The 14,715-nt window shown below is 73.9% G+C and carries 16 protein-coding genes; 9 read left to right on the forward strand and 7 right to left on the reverse strand.

Features of this window, described 5'->3' with window-relative positions; translation table 11 throughout:
- The first annotated feature begins 59 nt into the window (after positions 1–59).
- Both ABME01_RS04750 and ABME01_RS04755 read left to right on the forward strand, forming a co-directional pair.
- Positions 60–1,361, forward strand: a complete 1,302-nt coding sequence (locus ABME01_RS04750) for a hypothetical protein (protein ID WP_353827211.1) — start codon at positions 60–62, stop codon at positions 1,359–1,361.
- 86 nt (positions 1,362–1,447) lie between these two features.
- On the forward strand, positions 1,448–1,663 hold the full coding sequence (locus ABME01_RS04755; RefSeq protein ID WP_353827212.1) for a dodecin: 216 nt from the start codon (positions 1,448–1,450) through the stop codon (positions 1,661–1,663).
- Between the two features lie 22 nt (positions 1,664–1,685).
- On the opposite strand, the gene ABME01_RS04760 is transcribed toward ABME01_RS04755, so the two are convergent.
- Positions 1,686–2,273 carry a 1-acyl-sn-glycerol-3-phosphate acyltransferase gene (locus ABME01_RS04760; RefSeq protein WP_353827213.1) on the reverse strand — a complete coding sequence of 196 codons (588 nt, stop codon included), beginning with the start codon at positions 2,271–2,273 and terminating at the stop codon, positions 1,686–1,688.
- A 60-nt stretch (positions 2,274–2,333) separates the two neighbouring features.
- On the reverse strand, positions 2,334–2,480 hold the full coding sequence (locus ABME01_RS04765; protein WP_353827214.1) for a hypothetical protein: 147 nt from the start codon (positions 2,478–2,480) through the stop codon (positions 2,334–2,336).
- Between the two features lie 169 nt (positions 2,481–2,649).
- Between ABME01_RS04765 and ABME01_RS04770 the strand changes: the two genes are divergently transcribed.
- The 6 genes from ABME01_RS04770 (at position 2,650) to ABME01_RS04795 (ending at position 6,560) form a co-directional block, all read left to right on the forward strand.
- Positions 2,650–3,369 (forward strand): hypothetical protein, encoded by a 720-nt coding sequence (locus ABME01_RS04770; protein WP_353827215.1) that lies wholly within the window; start codon positions 2,650–2,652, stop codon positions 3,367–3,369.
- A 273-nt stretch (positions 3,370–3,642) separates the two neighbouring features.
- Positions 3,643–4,077 (forward strand): MarR family winged helix-turn-helix transcriptional regulator, encoded by a 435-nt coding sequence (locus ABME01_RS04775; protein WP_353827216.1) that lies wholly within the window; start codon positions 3,643–3,645, stop codon positions 4,075–4,077.
- A 198-nt stretch (positions 4,078–4,275) separates the two neighbouring features.
- Positions 4,276–4,623: a DUF7882 family protein gene (locus ABME01_RS04780; protein ID WP_353827217.1), complete on the forward strand. Its 348-nt coding sequence runs from the start codon at positions 4,276–4,278 to the stop codon at positions 4,621–4,623.
- A 71-nt stretch (positions 4,624–4,694) separates the two neighbouring features.
- The gene (locus ABME01_RS04785; protein ID WP_353827218.1) at positions 4,695–5,579 is read left to right on the forward strand and encodes an Fpg/Nei family DNA glycosylase; all 885 of its coding nucleotides are present in this window, start codon (positions 4,695–4,697) and stop codon (positions 5,577–5,579) included.
- A gap of 82 nt (positions 5,580–5,661) precedes the next feature.
- Complete coding sequence (locus tag ABME01_RS04790) at positions 5,662–6,372, forward strand: LON peptidase substrate-binding domain-containing protein (RefSeq protein WP_353827219.1); 711 nt, start codon at positions 5,662–5,664, stop codon at positions 6,370–6,372.
- On the forward strand, positions 6,369–6,560 hold the full coding sequence (locus ABME01_RS04795; protein WP_353827220.1) for a hypothetical protein: 192 nt from the start codon (positions 6,369–6,371) through the stop codon (positions 6,558–6,560). Before ABME01_RS04790 ends, ABME01_RS04795 begins: the two co-directional genes overlap by 4 nt.
- 79 nt (positions 6,561–6,639) lie before the next feature.
- Here ABME01_RS04795 and ABME01_RS04800 read toward each other — a convergent pair whose 3' ends face one another.
- Positions 6,640–7,302, reverse strand: a complete 663-nt coding sequence (locus ABME01_RS04800; RefSeq protein WP_353827221.1) for a hypothetical protein — start codon at positions 7,300–7,302, stop codon at positions 6,640–6,642.
- Positions 7,303–7,563: 261 nt separating this feature from the next.
- Between ABME01_RS04800 and ABME01_RS04805 the strand changes: the two genes are divergently transcribed.
- The gene (locus ABME01_RS04805) at positions 7,564–9,189 is read left to right on the forward strand and encodes a VWA domain-containing protein (protein WP_353827222.1); all 1,626 of its coding nucleotides are present in this window, start codon (positions 7,564–7,566) and stop codon (positions 9,187–9,189) included.
- A gap of 124 nt (positions 9,190–9,313) precedes the next feature.
- On the opposite strand, the gene ABME01_RS04810 is transcribed toward ABME01_RS04805, so the two are convergent.
- The 4 genes from ABME01_RS04810 to nadB form a co-directional block, all read right to left on the reverse strand.
- Positions 9,314–10,867 carry an MDR family MFS transporter gene (locus ABME01_RS04810; RefSeq protein ID WP_353827223.1) on the reverse strand — a complete coding sequence of 518 codons (1,554 nt, stop codon included), beginning with the start codon at positions 10,865–10,867 and terminating at the stop codon, positions 9,314–9,316.
- Between the two features lie 216 nt (positions 10,868–11,083).
- A complete protein-coding gene (locus tag ABME01_RS04815) occupies positions 11,084–12,226 on the reverse strand; it encodes a cysteine desulfurase family protein (protein WP_353827224.1) in 1,143 nt (380 codons plus the stop codon).
- Positions 12,223–13,119, reverse strand: a complete 897-nt coding sequence (gene nadC / locus ABME01_RS04820; RefSeq protein ID WP_353827225.1) for a carboxylating nicotinate-nucleotide diphosphorylase — start codon at positions 13,117–13,119, stop codon at positions 12,223–12,225. Before nadC ends, ABME01_RS04815 begins: the two co-directional genes overlap by 4 nt.
- Entirely contained in the window at positions 13,119–14,714 is a 1,596-nt protein-coding gene (gene nadB / locus ABME01_RS04825) for an L-aspartate oxidase (protein WP_353827226.1), read from the reverse strand. The genes nadC and nadB overlap by 1 nt, the downstream gene beginning before the upstream one ends.
- Between the last annotated feature and the right edge of the window lies 1 nt (position 14,715).

Genomic DNA, 14,715 nt, shown 5'->3' on the forward strand with positions numbered 1-14,715 from the left:
TCCGGTCCGTCGGTGACATAGGCAGAGGGAGACCGGATGCCACGAGAGGGTGAGGCGACATGAGCGACGAGCAGCGCGACCCGCTGGAGCGGCTGCGCGCGGCCGATCCCGCGGCCGGCATCGAGCCCCGTGACGGATTCGCGGACGAGGTGATCTCGCGGACGACGGATGCGACGATCGGTTCCTCCGGGACCGCGGCCCCGGACGCCCCGGTCGCGGACCTCGACGCGGCGCGGGCGCGCCGGCGTCGATGGAGCCTCGTGGCCGCCGCCGCGGCATCCGCCCTCGTCGTCGGGGCCGCCGGCTACGGGCTCGGCGCGGCCGTCGGCGATCCCGTGAACCTCGCAGGCGGCGCCGAGCCGCCGGTGTCGCTGCAGGGCGCAGGCGCCGGCACGACCGAGCAGGCCGGCGCTCCCGGCGCGGCGGGCGGCGACCTCTCGCTCACCGAGCCCGACGCGAGGGGACTGTCGTACCCGTACGGCTTCGGCCGGAACGAGTTCAGTTCGTCCGGCCTGTCGACGACCGCCGGGACCGCGGCCGCCTACGCCTTCGATGCGCGCACCGGCTCGACGGAGCCGCGCATCGCGGCGCTCGCCGACGCGCTCGGCGTCGAGGGCACGCCCACCCTGGCGGACGGCGGATGGAGCGTCGGCCCGCGCGACGGCACGGCTCCCTCCATCTGGGTCTCGCTGGACGGCACGCTCAGCTTCTCGTACTTCGACCCGACCCGGGATCCGTGGCGCTGCGAGACCGGTGAGGAGCCGTGCGAACCGAGCGGCGACCTGCCGAGCGAGCAGGCCGCGATCGACGCGCTGCGTTCGCTCGTGAGTTCGACGGGCCGGGACCCCTCGGGCTACGAGTTCGGCGCCGAGACCTGGGAGGGCGCGGTCACGCGCAGCGCCCAGGCGTGGCCGGTCGTCGACGGGCAGCGCGTCGACCAGGCGTGGACCCTCGAGCTCTCGACGGACGGCATCGTCAGCGCCTACGGGCCGCTGGCCGATCTCGTGGACCTCGGCGACGTGCCGATCGTGAGCGAGCAGGCGGCCTTCGAACGGCTCTCCGACCCGCGTTTCGGCGCCCAGGTCATCGCGCTGCCGTTCGCCGCGGAGGCCGGGGTGACGGCGGACGTCGACGAGTGGGTCCCGCCGACCGAGGCCCCCGCAGCACCCGCGCCTGGAACGCCCCTCGCGTGGCCCGTGCACCGTGTCGAGATCGTCGAGGCGCGACTCGGCCTCGGGAGCCAGTGGCAGCCCGACGGCAGCGTCGTGGTCGTCCCGGGCTACGAGTTCACCGACGCCGACGGGGCGACGTGGTCGATGATCGCCATCGCCGATGAGGCCCTCGACTTCTCGGCGGAGTAGGCGCCCGCCGGGCTGCGCCGCCGCGGTTCGGCGGAGTAGCCTCGGTCGCGTCGGCGCGACGGCGCGCCGGGCGAGGGGAGCGGAACGTGAGCAACCACACCTACCGGGTCACCGAGATCGTCGGCACGTCGCCGGAGGGCGTCGACACCGCCATCCGCAACGGGCTGACCCGCGCGTCGGCGACGCTGCGTCACCTGGACTGGTTCGAGGTGATGTCGATCCGTGGCGAGCTGGCCGACGGCGAGGTCGCCCACGTCCAGGTGACGATGAAGGTCGGCTTCCGGCTGGAGGAACCGGCGTAGGCGCGAGCCCGCGCCGGACGGCTCAGCGCGCCTCGTCGGCGCCGGACGGCTCGTTGCGCAGGCGCGGCTCGGTGCGCAGCTCCGGGCGAACGCCGGCCTTGTCGGCGTAGAAGGACCGGATGCGCTCCATGTCGGCCTTGACGTCGCCGGTCAGCTCGAACGTGGGGCCGAGCCCCGTCGTCATGGTCGTGCGGTCGACGAAGCCGAGGGTGACCGGCATCCCGGTCTCGCGGGCGATCCGGTAGAAGCCGGACTTCCAGTAGTCGTTCGCGCCCCGGGTGCCGTCGGGCGTCACGACGAGGCCGAACACCTCTCCGGCGCGGATGTGCTCGACGACCTCGCCGACCACGCGGCTGGGATCCTTCCGGTCCACGGGGATCCCGCCGAGGCCGCGCATGATCGGGCCGCGCCATCCGGCGAACAGGCTCTTCTTCCCGAGCCACCGCACGTCGATGCCGTAGCGCCATGCGATGCCGAGCATGAGCACGAAGTCCCAGTTCGAGGTGTGCGGCGCGCCGATGAGCACCGAGGGCCGCCCGGGGGCCGGCTCGCCCGCGAGGGTCCACCTGCTCAGGGCCCAGTAGAGGCGGGACACGAGTCGTCGGAGCATCCGCCCACCGTACGTCAGCGTGCATGCCGACGGCGGCATGCACTCCTCTCGCCGGCGCGCCTACCGGGCGAAGAACTCGTTCGCCGCCCTCGTGTAGAGCAGGATGATCCCGATCAGCGCGAGCAGCGCCGCGACGAGGGCCGCCCAGAACGCGCCGGGCACGGTGAACATCGCCCAGACCGCGGCGGCGAGGTTCAGCACGAACACGAGTCGTTGCTCCTCTCGCGGCCGTCGGACGCGGCCGACGCGGTCACCGTACCCGCAGGGCCCCGGTCCCGCCCTCCGGACATGCCCTGCCGTATCGATCCGGTCTCGACCCGATGCCCGGGCGGCAACCGGCCGTCGAGCCGGACTCGGACGTCCGTAGGATCGCCACGTGGACCCGAACGCCGCCCGCGCGACCCTGCAGATCCCCGTCGACCAGCCGCTGACCGTCGAGGTCATCGACGCCGCGTACCAGCGCGAGCTGTGGCAGCGCCATCCGTCCCGGTACCCCGATGCGGAGGGCCGCCGGGCGGCCGAGGCGTGGCGCGAGACGCTCGGTCGGGCGCGCGGCGCCCTCGTCGCGGAACTCGCCGCGCCGCCCACGCACGCGGACGAGGGCGCCTCGCCCGGTCGTCCGCGCCGCCGGCTGGGGGCGGCTGCCGTCGCCGGCATCGTGGCGGGCGGCGTGCTCGTGCTCGCGCTCGTCGTGGCCGGTGGGATCGGGTTGTACTCCGCGGTGCGCGGCGTCACCGAGACGGCCATCGCCGAGGCCGAGGCGGCCGCGGTCGAGCGCTACCAGGCCGGCGAGACGCTCTACGCGTTCCCGGCCGCCCTCGAGATCTACGCGGACGACCGCTACTTCGACGACTGCGCGATCGGCTACATGCAGGGCTGCTGGCAGATGGCGCTGTTCACGGAGTCGGACTGCTCCGCGCTGGAGGTCACGCTCTCGTTCTACGGCGACGGGGACTCCTGGACGCCGGCCGAGACGCGCACGATGCTCATCAGCGAGGTCGTCGCGAACCGGGCGACGCCCGTGGTGTTCGGCAACGACGACTACTCGTGGGGTGACGTCTCAGAGGTCGTGTGCCTCGACGACCCGGTCGCCTGAGGAACGCCCGGCTCGGGGCAGTGGAGGTGCGTCGGCGTCACGGCGTCGCCGCGGTCGATGCGATGCGCGGACATCCGTGCGCCGCAGAGCGGGCAGGCCGGGTCCGTCGGCGGCACGTACGGCGCCTCGGGTCGACCGATGCCGACCTGCGCCGGCCCGGCGATCGGGTAGATGAGGCGATTGACCCGCGCCCAGAACCCCGGGACGCCCCGCCACGGGTTCGGCAGTTTCTGTTCGTGCACGAATGATGAGTGTACATACTATTCTCGAGGGATGACCGATCTCCTCGAGCTCGACCGGCAGCTCTGCTTCGCGCTCGCCGCGACCAACCGCGAGGTGATCCGGATGTATCGCCCGTCGCTCGAGCCCCTCGGCCTCACGCACCCGCAATACCTGGTGATGCTCGCGCTCTGGGAGGAGAGCCCGCTTCGGTTGGGTCGGATCGCCGAACGGCTCCACCTCGAACCGGCGACGGTGAGCCCGCTCGTCGGGCGCCTGCAGGAGGCCGGACTGCTCACGCGCCGCCGCAGCGCCGCCGACGAACGCGCCGTCGACATCGCGCTCACCGAGGACGGCGCTGCGCTGCGCGAGCGGGCGACGGCGGTTCCCGGCGAGGTCGTCGACCGGCTCGGCGTGCCCCTCGAGCGCCTCGAGCGGCTCCGCGACGAGCTGACGTCGTTGCTCGAGGCCGCGCACCGGGTTCCCTGACAGCTCCCGGATCACGCTGGAGGCCCCCGTGTCAAGACCCTCCCGCAGATCGGGATGAGCGCATAGAACTGTCTGCGCGGGTCCCCGAAGCCCGCCACAGGCCGTCGGTCGGCGTGGTCACTCCACGCGCTCCCGGTTCCACCGGGATCGACCGGCGGCCTGCCCCGTTCATCGCCCCCGCCCGAAGGGAGCCCTGTCTTGGGCACGCTCGACCTCGGCCGCATCATGCGGATCGAACTCCCCGACGACCTCACCCACCACGTCCACGCGATCGTGATCGCGAAGCTGCGGCTCAACGAGCCGATCCTGGTCGGATGGACGACGCCCGACGGCCACCACGACGAACTGCTGGTGCATCCGTCGATGCCGGTCATCGTCAGCTACGAGGACGAGCGCAACCTGGGCCTCGACCGCCGTCGGCTCGAGTTCCTCATGCGGGCGGCCAACGGCATCCGCGGCCTGCAGGTCACCCCCGAGCTCATCACCGCACTGGACGAGCTCGACGGCGAGCGCTCCGCCGGACGCCGGGCGCGCGTGGCCGAGTGATGTGACGCGGGGCGCGGACCCGCCCGCTACGGCCGCTCGCGGATGTCCGGCCGCGGTGCCAGCATGGACGCGTGCCCGAGATGCCCGAGGTGGAGGCGCTCGCCGGATTCCTGGCCGAGCGCACCGCCGGTCGCGCGGTGACTTCGGCGAAGGTCGTCGCGTTCGCCGCGCTGAAGACCTTCGACCCGCCGCTCACCGCGATCGACGGGCGCACGATCACGGCCGTCCGCCGGCACGGGAAGTTCCTCGACCTCGAGTTCGGGTCGACCGATGATCCCGCGGTCGGCCCGCTGCACCTGGTCTTCCACCTCGCCCGAGCGGGATGGCTGCGATGGCACGACGGGGTTCCGACGACCGTGCTGCGTCCCGGTCGCTCGCCGATCGCGCTCCGCGTCGTCCTGGACGACGGGTCCGGGTTCGACCTGACCGAGGCCGGGACCAAGAAGTCGCTCGCCGTGTACGTGATCCGAGATCCGGAGGAGGTGCCGGGCATCGCCCGCCTCGGGCCGGATCCGATGGCCGACGGGTTCACGCTCGATCGTTTCGCGGCACTGCTCGACGGCCGGCGGACGCGGATCAAGGGACTCCTGCGCGACCAGGCCGTGCTCGCGGGCATCGGCAACGCCTACTCCGACGAGATCCTGCACGCGGCGCGGATGTCGCCCTACAAGATCGCCGCCACGCTCGACGATGAGGAGGTCGAGCGGCTGTACGCGGCGATGCGGGAGACGCTGGGCGACGCCCTCGCCGCCGCAGCCGGGAAGCCGGCGGCAGAGCTCAAGGATGCGAAGCGGCGGAGCCTGCGGGTGCACGGGCGGACCGGCGAGGCCTGTCCCGTCTGCGGGGACACCATCCGGCAGGTGGAGTTCCACGACTCGACCTTCCAGTACTGCCCGACCTGCCAGACCGGCGGAACGCCGCTCGCGGATCGGGTCCGTTCCCGCCTGGTCAAGTGACCGGCTCCGAACCGGCTGGGCGGATGCCGCGAGCCCACTGAGGACCCGCCCGCTCGCGGCCCTCGCGTGCTTGCATGCTCCCATGGGCGAGTTCGCGATGTTCCCGCTCGGCAGTGTCCTCTTCCCGCACATGCCGCTCGCCCTCCGCGTCTTCGAACCCCGCTACCTCGTGATGATGTCGCGGGTGCTCGGCGACCGGCCGAGCGAGTTCGGCGTCGTCCTCATCGAAAGCGGGAGCGAAGCGGGCGGAGCCGACGGACAGCGCCGGTTCGGCGTGGGGACCGTGGCCCGGGTGACGGAGCTCGGAGCGACCGACGGCGACCTCGCGGTGATCGCGCGCGGCGCGCGCCGGATCGAGGTCGTCGAATGGCTTCCCGACGACCCGCACCCGACCGCCGTCGTCCGGGACCTCCCGGACCTCGAGTGGGACGAGTCCCTCCGCCCCCTGTACGAGAAGGCGGAGCTCGTGGTGCGGCGCACGATCGCCCGCGCGAGCGAGTTCGTCGAGCTGCCGTGGGATGCGAACGTCGAACTCAGCGACGAGCCCGCCGAGGCCGCCTGGCAGCTGGCCGGGATCGCGCCGCTCACCCAGCTCGACCAGGTGCGGCTGCTCGGATCGAGGAGCCTGCACGCGCTGCTGACCGACCTCGTCGACCTGACCGTCGGGGCGGGAGAGGTGCTCACCATCTCGTGGGCCACCGAGGATCACCTCGATGCCGAGATCGCCGAGGCGCTCGAGACGACGGACGACGACCACCGCAGTGACCCGAACCCCGAGGAGGATCCTCCGTGACCGACCGATGGACCCGCGTGACGTGCCCGTCCTGCGGCGCGACCGCCGCCGCGCTCGTGACCGTCGTGCCCACGATGGGCGATGCCGGGCTCGCCGTCGCCGAATACCGGTGCCCGGGCGGATGCCGCCTCGACGAGGTGCACGCCGCGGTCGACGACGCGCTCGGGATCAGGCACGTCTTCGGCTGAGTCACGCGCCTGAGGACGGCCCGGGCGGCCGGGGCCGTCCGGCGCGCCCGGGGGCGGCACGGACGGTCCCGGCGTCGGGTCAGGCGTCGCGCGCGTGGCGCGGGGCGTGCGCGTCGTGCGGCTCCGCGGTGGCGTCGTCGACCCGGTCGTGGTCCGCCGGGACCGGGTCGGTCGAGGCAGGCTCGTCGTGCACCCGCGGCTCGTCGTGCTCCGCCGCGACGGCCTCGGCGTGCTCCTCCGCACGGTCGGCGTGCTCGTCGGCGCGCTCGGCGTGCTCCTCGGCCCGCTCGGCCCGTTCCTCCGCCCGTTCCTCGACGGGCTCGGCGCGGTGCTCGTGCTCGTCGTGCTCATCCGCGTGGTGCTCGGCGGCGACGCGATCCCCGTCCGGGTCGATCTCGGCGGCGCGGGCCTCGTGCTCCGCCTGCTCGGCACGCAGCTGCTCGGCGTCGCTGCGGTGATCGCGGCCGGTGTCGGCCAGTCGCTCGGCCTCGAGCTTCGCCCGGGCCGCGTCGGCCTCGGCGGCGCGCGCCGCGGCATCCGCCTGCATGGCCTTCACCTCGCGCTCGCGCGCGGCGCTCTCGGTGCGCGCGGCCTCCTCGCGGATCTCGGCGGCCTTCTCCCGCTGGGCCTCGGCGCGCGCCTCCCGGCGGCGGCCCGCGGTGGCGACGAGCACGATCGCCGCGACCACGACGAGGAACGCCACGATGCCGACGATGATCCAGATGATGGTGGTCGTGTCCACGTCCACAGTCCTTTCGTCCGTTCGCGCTCACGCAACCGCAGACGGACGAGCGCGGGCCAGCCCTTGCGCGCGATGCCGCGGATGTGGTTAGCGCGCACACGACCGGTGGACGGGAATTCGTCGATCGCTCACGTTCGCATACACTGGCACCACCCTTCCCCCTGAACGGGGGAGCCCGTTCAGACTGGGATTGGCAACTCACGGAGTGCCGATCGGCTTGGAGTGCCCGTGGGACGTCATAGCGTCGCGGCTCCGGCGAAGATGCCGAGCCGCCGATTCATCCTGTCCGTCATCGCCGGTGTCGCCGTCATCGGCATCGTCGCGTCCGGCGTGTACCTGTGGGTGGGCGGACACCTGAACCCCATCTTCGCGACGGCGGACGAGAACGCGTGCGAGGAGGTCGAGCAGCTCGACATCGTCGCCGATCCCTCCATCTCGGGGTCGATCGCCGAACTCGCCTCCGACTTCGACGCCGACCCGAAGCGATGCGTCGAGACCGCGGTCCGCGCGCAGGACTCCGCCGACACCGCCGCCGAGCTGGCCGCGGGCACGCTCTCCGCCGACGCCTGGGTCCCCGACTCGAGCGTCTGGCTCGCCCGCACGGCCGCGACCGCGTCCTCGCTCGGCCTCGGCGAGCCCGATGCCGCCGTCGGCGCGTCGATCGCGAGCTCGCCCATCGTGTTCGCGGCCCCCGCGAAGGACGCGCAGGAGCTCGCCGCCGAGCCGGTGAGCTGGGCCCGCGTGCTGAACGGCACGCTTCCCGCGCTCCTCCCTGACCCCGAGGCATCCGCGGCGAGCCTCGCGAGCCTCTACGCGCTGCAGGGGCAGGCATCGCCAGACGACCCCCGCCAGTTCGCCGGCGCGCTGATCGCCCTCGGCAAATCGATCCCCTCGACCGCCGATGCCGCGATGGCCACCGTGGCCTCGGCGGGCACGCCGACCGTCGTGCTGACGAGCGAGGCGAGCGTCGCCGCGCACAACGCCGACGCCTCCGCCGAGCCGCTCGTCGCCGCCTACCCGGAGGAGGGGACCGTCGCCCTCGACTACCCCTTCGTGCGCATCGGCGACGGCGAATCGTCCAACCTCGAGGACCTCGAGGCGGCGCTCGGCACCGCGACCGACCTCTTCCTCGAGGCCGGGTTCCGCGGACCCGACGGCGCGGGCGAGGTCGAGTCGCCGGGCGTCACGCCGACCGCGCCCCCGGCCCAGACCGAACTGGACGGCGCCGCGCAGATCGAGATCCTCCGTTCGTGGGGCGTCCTGACCCTGCGCTCGCGCATGCTCGCGGTCATCGACGTCTCCGGCTCCATGGAGGAGCCGGCCGAGAACGGGCTTCGCCGCATCGACATCTTCCAGCAGGCCGCCGTCGGCGCCATGTCGAAGTTCTCCGGCGAGGTCGAGCTCGGCGTATGGGTCTTCTCGACCGCGCGCAACGGCGACCTCGACTACGAGGACCTCGCGCCGATCGCGCCCCTCGCCGACGCCGGCCACACGCAGCAGATCCAGCAGATCATCGGGTCGCTGCCGGCGCGCCTCGGTGGCGCCACGGGCCTGTACGACACGACGCTCGCGGCGTTCAAGCGAGTGCAGGAGTCGTACGACCCCGACAAGGTCAACTCGGTGCTGGTCATCACCGACGGCAAGAACGAGGACGACAACGGCATCAACCTCGACCAGCTGCTGGCCCAGCTGAAGAAGCTCGAGGACCCGGCCAAGCCGGTCGCCGTCATCATGATCGGGTTCGGCCCCGACACCGATCTGGCCGCGATGAAGAAGATCGCGGCGGCCACCGACGGCGGCGCGTACTCGGCGACCAAGCCGGAGGACCTCGGGACCGTGCTGGTCGACGCCCTGTCGCAGCGCACCTGCCGACCGAACTGCGACTGACGCCGGCATCGATCGCGGCCCAGCCGCGAGCGCCCCGCGACGACCGATCGGGCCCCCTCCCACGCGGGAGGGGGCCCGATCGGTTCGCGGTGCGTCGTCCGGATGCGCGCGCCGACGCCGTGCGTCAGTGCGCGGCCGGGGCGCCTTCGGTCATGTCCGCCGGTCGTCGAACCATGGCCGCGCCCGCGATCGCGAACAGCGACACGATCGCTCCGACGAGGAACGCGCTGCGCACGCCCGCGGCCTCCGCGGCGATCACGTCGGTTCCGCCGGCCCGCTCGGTGACCGACACCGCGGTCATGACCGTGATGAAGGCGGCCGTTCCCGCGGCACCGGCGAGCTGCTGGAGCGTGCCGACCATGGCCGAGCCGTGCGAGTAGAGGTGCGGCTCGACCGATCCCAGTGCGCTCGTGAACAGCGGCGTGAACATGAGGGCCAGGGCTGTCGACAGCACGACGTGGGCGAGGAGGATCATCCAGACCGGGGTGGTCGGGGTGAGCATCGTGAACGACCACAGCACCGCGCTCACCCCGATGCTGCCGGGGACCAGCAGCGGGGTCGGCCCGACGCGGTCGTAGAGCCGGCCGACCGTCGGCCCGAGCAGGCCCATGACGAGCCCACCGGGCAGCACGAGCAGCCCCGCGGCGAGGGGCTCCAGGCCGTGCACCTGCTGGAGGTAGATCGGCAGGAGGATGAGCGTGCCGAACAGCGCGGCCATCATGAGGGCCATGAGCCCGATCGAGACCGAGAAGTTCCGCGAACGGAACGTGCGCAGGTCGAGCAGCGCGCGGTCGCGCCGCTGCAGGCGCACCTGCCGGAGCAGGAACGCCGTGACGCCGGCGACGCCGACCGCGAGCGAGATCCACATGGTCGCGGGGCCTTGCGCCGCGGTGCCGCTGACGACCTCGCCGACGAGGCTCAGGCCGTAGACGAGGCCGCCGAATCCGAGCGCCGAGAGGACGACGGAGAGCACGTCGATCGGGACCGCGCGGGTCTCGCCCACGTTCACGATGCGGCGAAGCCCGAGGACGAGCATGCCGACGGCGATCGGCAGTACGAGCCAGAACATGTACCGCCACCCGAGGGTGTTCAGGATGAGTCCGGAGACCGCGGGGCCGATGGCGGGCGCGACGGACAGCACGATCGACACGCGCCCCATGAACCGTCCGCGGTCGGCGGGCGACACGACCGTCATGAGGGTGGTCATGAGCAGCGGCATCATGATGGCCGTGCCGGAGGCCTGGATGATGCGGGCGCCGAGCAGCACCTCGAAGCCCGGGGCGACGGCGGCGATCAGGGTGCCGACGGAGAAGAGCCCCATCGCCGCGCCGAACATCGGCCGCGTGGCGAAGCGCTGCAGGAGGTAGCCGGTGACGGGGATCACGACGGCCATGGTGAGCATGAACGCGGTCGTGAGCCACTGCGCGGCGGAGAGCGACACCCCGAGGTCGTCGGAGAGCTCTGGGATCGCCACGCTCATGATCGTCTCGTTCAGGAAGACCACGAACGTCGCGGCGATGAGCAGCCACAGCACCCGGCCGTTGCTCGCGCCCTGGTCGGGCCGGCCGGCGCGGACGTGCTGGTCGAGCGCCCGCTCGGCGGCGTCGGAGTCGCCGTCGGCGGGTCCGGGGTCCGGCAGCCCGGTGGAGGCGGTGTCGGGGACGGGTCGTTCGCTCACGGTGGTCCTGTCGTTCGTCGCTGTGCGCGCTGGTCGGCGGTTCCGAGCCGGATGGTCGGTTCCGGCGTCGGTGCCGGGAGGGTCGCGTGCACGGACACGCAGTACCGATGTGCAACTTCCGCCGGCCCCGCGGCTATTCCCGTGCGGCCGACTGCATGCGCTCGCATGCGGCTCGACCGCGCCCCCGGACGGGCCCGGCTGCGTCGCGAAGCCCGCTCAGCCGACGATATCCCGGACCGCCGACACGGCGGCTGCGAGCGCCGCGGCGGCCGCCTCGGCATCCGCGATCGTCGTCTCGTGGCCGAACGAGAAGCGGACCGCGGTCCGCGCGAGCTCGGGCGAGACGCCCATCGCGGTGAGCACGTGCGAGGGCTCGTCGCTGCCGGCCGCGCACGCCGAGCCGCTCGAGACGAGGACGTCGCGCCGTTCGAGCTCGAGCAGCACCGCCTCGCCGCCGGTGCCGGGGAACACGTACGAGACGGTGCCGGGCAGCCGGTTCCCCGGATGTCCCGTGGGCAGGGCGTCCGGGACGGCCTCGGCCACGAGCTCGCGGAACCGGTCGGTCGCGGCGGCGACGCGGGCGGCGGCCTCCGCACGCTCGTCCTCGGCGAGCCGGAGCGCCGTCGCGAAGGCGACCGCCCCCGCGACGTTCTCGGTCCCGGAGCGGCGCCCGCGCTCCTGTCCGCCGCCGTGCAGCACCGGCTCCAACGGGAGCCGTCCGCGCACCACGAGCACGCCCGTGCCCTTCGGCGCGCCCACCTTGTGGCCCGCGAGCGAGAGCGCGTCGACCCCGAGCTCGTCGAGGTCGAGCGGGAGCCATCCGGCCGCCTGCACCGCATCGGTGTGGATCGGCGCTCCCGCCTCGTGCGCGACGCCCGCGAGTGCGGCGACCGGGTTCACGGTGCCGACCTCGTTGTTCGCGAGCTGCAGCGACACGAGGGTCGTGTCGCGGCGGAGGACCCGGGCCAGCGCGTCGGGGGTGACGCTGCCGGTCTCGTCGACGTCCGCGTCGTCGACCTCGAACCCGTGCAGTCGGCGCAGCGCGTCGGCGGCCCCGAGCACCGCCTCGTGCTCGACGCGCGAGATCACGACGTGACGACCGCGCGGCGTCGCCAGCGCGAGGCCCTTCACCGCGAGGTTATCGGCCTCGGTGCCGCCGGACGTGAAGACGACGTCGCCGGGCCGCGCTCCGACCACCCCGGCGACGGTCTCGCGTGCCCAGGCGAGGGCCCGAGCGGCCTCCTCGCCGACGCCGTGGTGACTGGACGCGTTGCCGAACGCGCCGGTCAGGTACGGCCACATGGCCTCGAGCGCCTCACGGCGCACCGGGGTCGTGGCGGCGTGGTCGGCGAAGATCACGTCCGGCCCCCGGCGGTCGCGCCGGCCGGTGCGGCCGGTTCGGCCGCGATGACCACGTCGAGGCCGAGGTCGAGCGCCCGGGCCGAGTGCGTGAGCGCGCCGACCGAGACGACGTCGACGCCCGTCGCGGCGATGTCGGCCACGGTGTCGAGGTTCACGCCGCCGGAGGCCTCGACGATCGCGCGGTCGCCGATCAGGGCGACGCCCTCGCGCAGCGCGTCGAGGTCGAAGTTGTCGAGCATGATGGTGTCGGCCCCACCGTCGAGCACGGCCGGGATCTGGTCGACCCGGTCGACCTCCACCTCGAGGTGCGCGGTGTGCGGCATCCGCTCGCGGGCGGCCCGCAGGGCCTCGGCCAGGTCGGCCCCGCCCGCCGTCAGCACCGCGAGGTGGTTGTCCTTGGCCATGATCGCGTCCGAGAGCGACCTCCGGTGGTTGCGCCCGCCGCCGTCGCGCACGGCCTGCCGCTCGAGGCTGCGCAGGCCGGGGGTCGTCTTCCGCGTGTCGACGATCCGTGCGCGCGTGCCGGCGACCTCGGCGACGTACCGTGCGGTGAGCGTGGCCACGCCCGACATCCGCTGCACGAGGTTCAGGGCGACGCGCTCCGCGCGCAGGATGCCGCGGGCCGGTCCGTCGACCGTGGCGAGCACGTCGCCCGCGGCGAACCGCGCGCCGTCGGCGGTGCGGACCTCGACCCGGATGCGCGGGTCGACGAGCCGGAAGGCGGCCTCGACGACGCGCGCCCCGCTGAACACGCCCGCTTCGCGGGCGACGAGCTCCGCGGTCGCGGTCGCGGCCTCGGGGATGAGCGTTTCGCCGGTGAGGTCGCCCCAGGGTGCGTCCTCGTCCAGCGCCATGAGCACGATCCGCTCGATCTCGCGGGCGTCGGTCATCAGGCGGCCTGCCTCTCGGAGACGGATGCGGTCACGCGCGACTCGTCGGGCGCATCGCGGCGGGTGTGGGCTCCGACGCTCGCGGTGCGCGCGAGCGCCGCGGCGACGGTGAGCCGCGCCAGGCCGAGCAGGTTGCGGTCCTCGACCGAGCGCCGGTCGACGGGGTCGGAGGCGTGCCATCCGTCGAGCCGCTCCGCGGCCGCGGCCAGGCCGACCGCATCCCGCTCGAGGCCCACGTGCTCCCACATCAGTCGCCGCAGGGCGTCGCGGTCGACCGGCCGCGTCGGCCGCGCGGAGCGCGCCGCGGGCGACGCGTCGAGTGCGCGGCCGCGACGGTCGGCGCGCTGCGCGATCGATCCTCGCGACCGCTCGGCCGGCTGTGCCGCGACGTCGCGTGCGACGCGTTCGGCGAAGACCGCGCCCTCGAGGAGCGAGTTCGACGCGAGCCGGTTGGCCCCGTGCACGCCGGTGCGGGCCGCTTCGCCGACGGCCCAGAGCCCCGGCAGGCTCGTCCGGCCGTCGAGGTCGGTGCGGATGCCGCCCATGGCGTAGTGCGCGGCCGGCACGATCGGCACCGACTCCCGCGCCCAGTCGAATCCGGCTTCGCGGCACGCACGGTCGATGGAGGGGAAGCGGCGGGCGAGGAACCCGGCGCCGAGCGCGGTGGCGTCCAGGCGCACCGGCTCACCGCCCTGGTCGGCCATGCGCCGCCACACTGCGCGCGCCACGACGTCGCGCGGGGCGAGTTCGGCGCGAGGGTCGACCTCGAGCAGGAATCGCTCGCCGGCCGAATCGCGGAGCACGGCGCCCTCGCCCCGCACCGCTTCGGAGATCAGGGGCGTGCCGGGCACCGCGAGCGCGGTGGGGTGGAACTGCACGAACTCGAGGTCGGCGACCTCGGCGCCCGCCCGCGCGGCGGCGGCGACGCCGTCGCCGGTCGCGACGTCGGGGTTGGTGGTGTGCGGGTAGAGCATCCCGGCGCCGCCGGTCGCGAGCACGACCGCGTCGGCGTACAGCTCCCGCATCGTCGGACGTCCGCGCCCGGATGCCGCTGCGCCGCCGTCCGCTGCGCCGGACCCGTCACTCGAGTGCTCGAGCACCCGGATCCCGGCCACGCGTCCGTCGTCGACGACGAGGTCGACGAGGCTCGTGTGCTCGAGCACGCGGAGGCCGCGGCGGCGCACCGTCGCGACCAGCGCCGCCTCGATGGCGGCCCCGGTGGCGTCGCCGCCCGCGTGCAGGATCCGCGGGCGCGAGTGCGCCGCCTCGAGGCCACGCGCGAGGCCGGACTCGTCGGCGTCGAACGCGACGCCGAACCGGATGAGGTCCCGGATGCGTGCCGGCCCCTCCTCGACGAGCACGCGCACGGCGGTCGGGTCGCCCGCGCCGGCTCCCGCGGCGAGCGTGTCGGCGGCGTGCCGTGCGGGCGAGTCGACCGGATGCATCGCGGCGGCGACGCCGCCCTGCGCCCACCGGGTCGAGCCGTCGCCGACGACGCCCTTGGTGACGACGGTGACGTCGCACCCCGCCTCGGCGGCGCGGATCGCCGTCCAGAGCCCGGCGATGCCGGACCCGACGACGAGCACGGCGGTCATG

The organism is Agromyces litoreus, from assembly GCF_040496015.1.
In the GTDB taxonomy this organism is placed as follows: domain Bacteria; phylum Actinomycetota; class Actinomycetes; order Actinomycetales; family Microbacteriaceae; genus Agromyces; species Agromyces litoreus.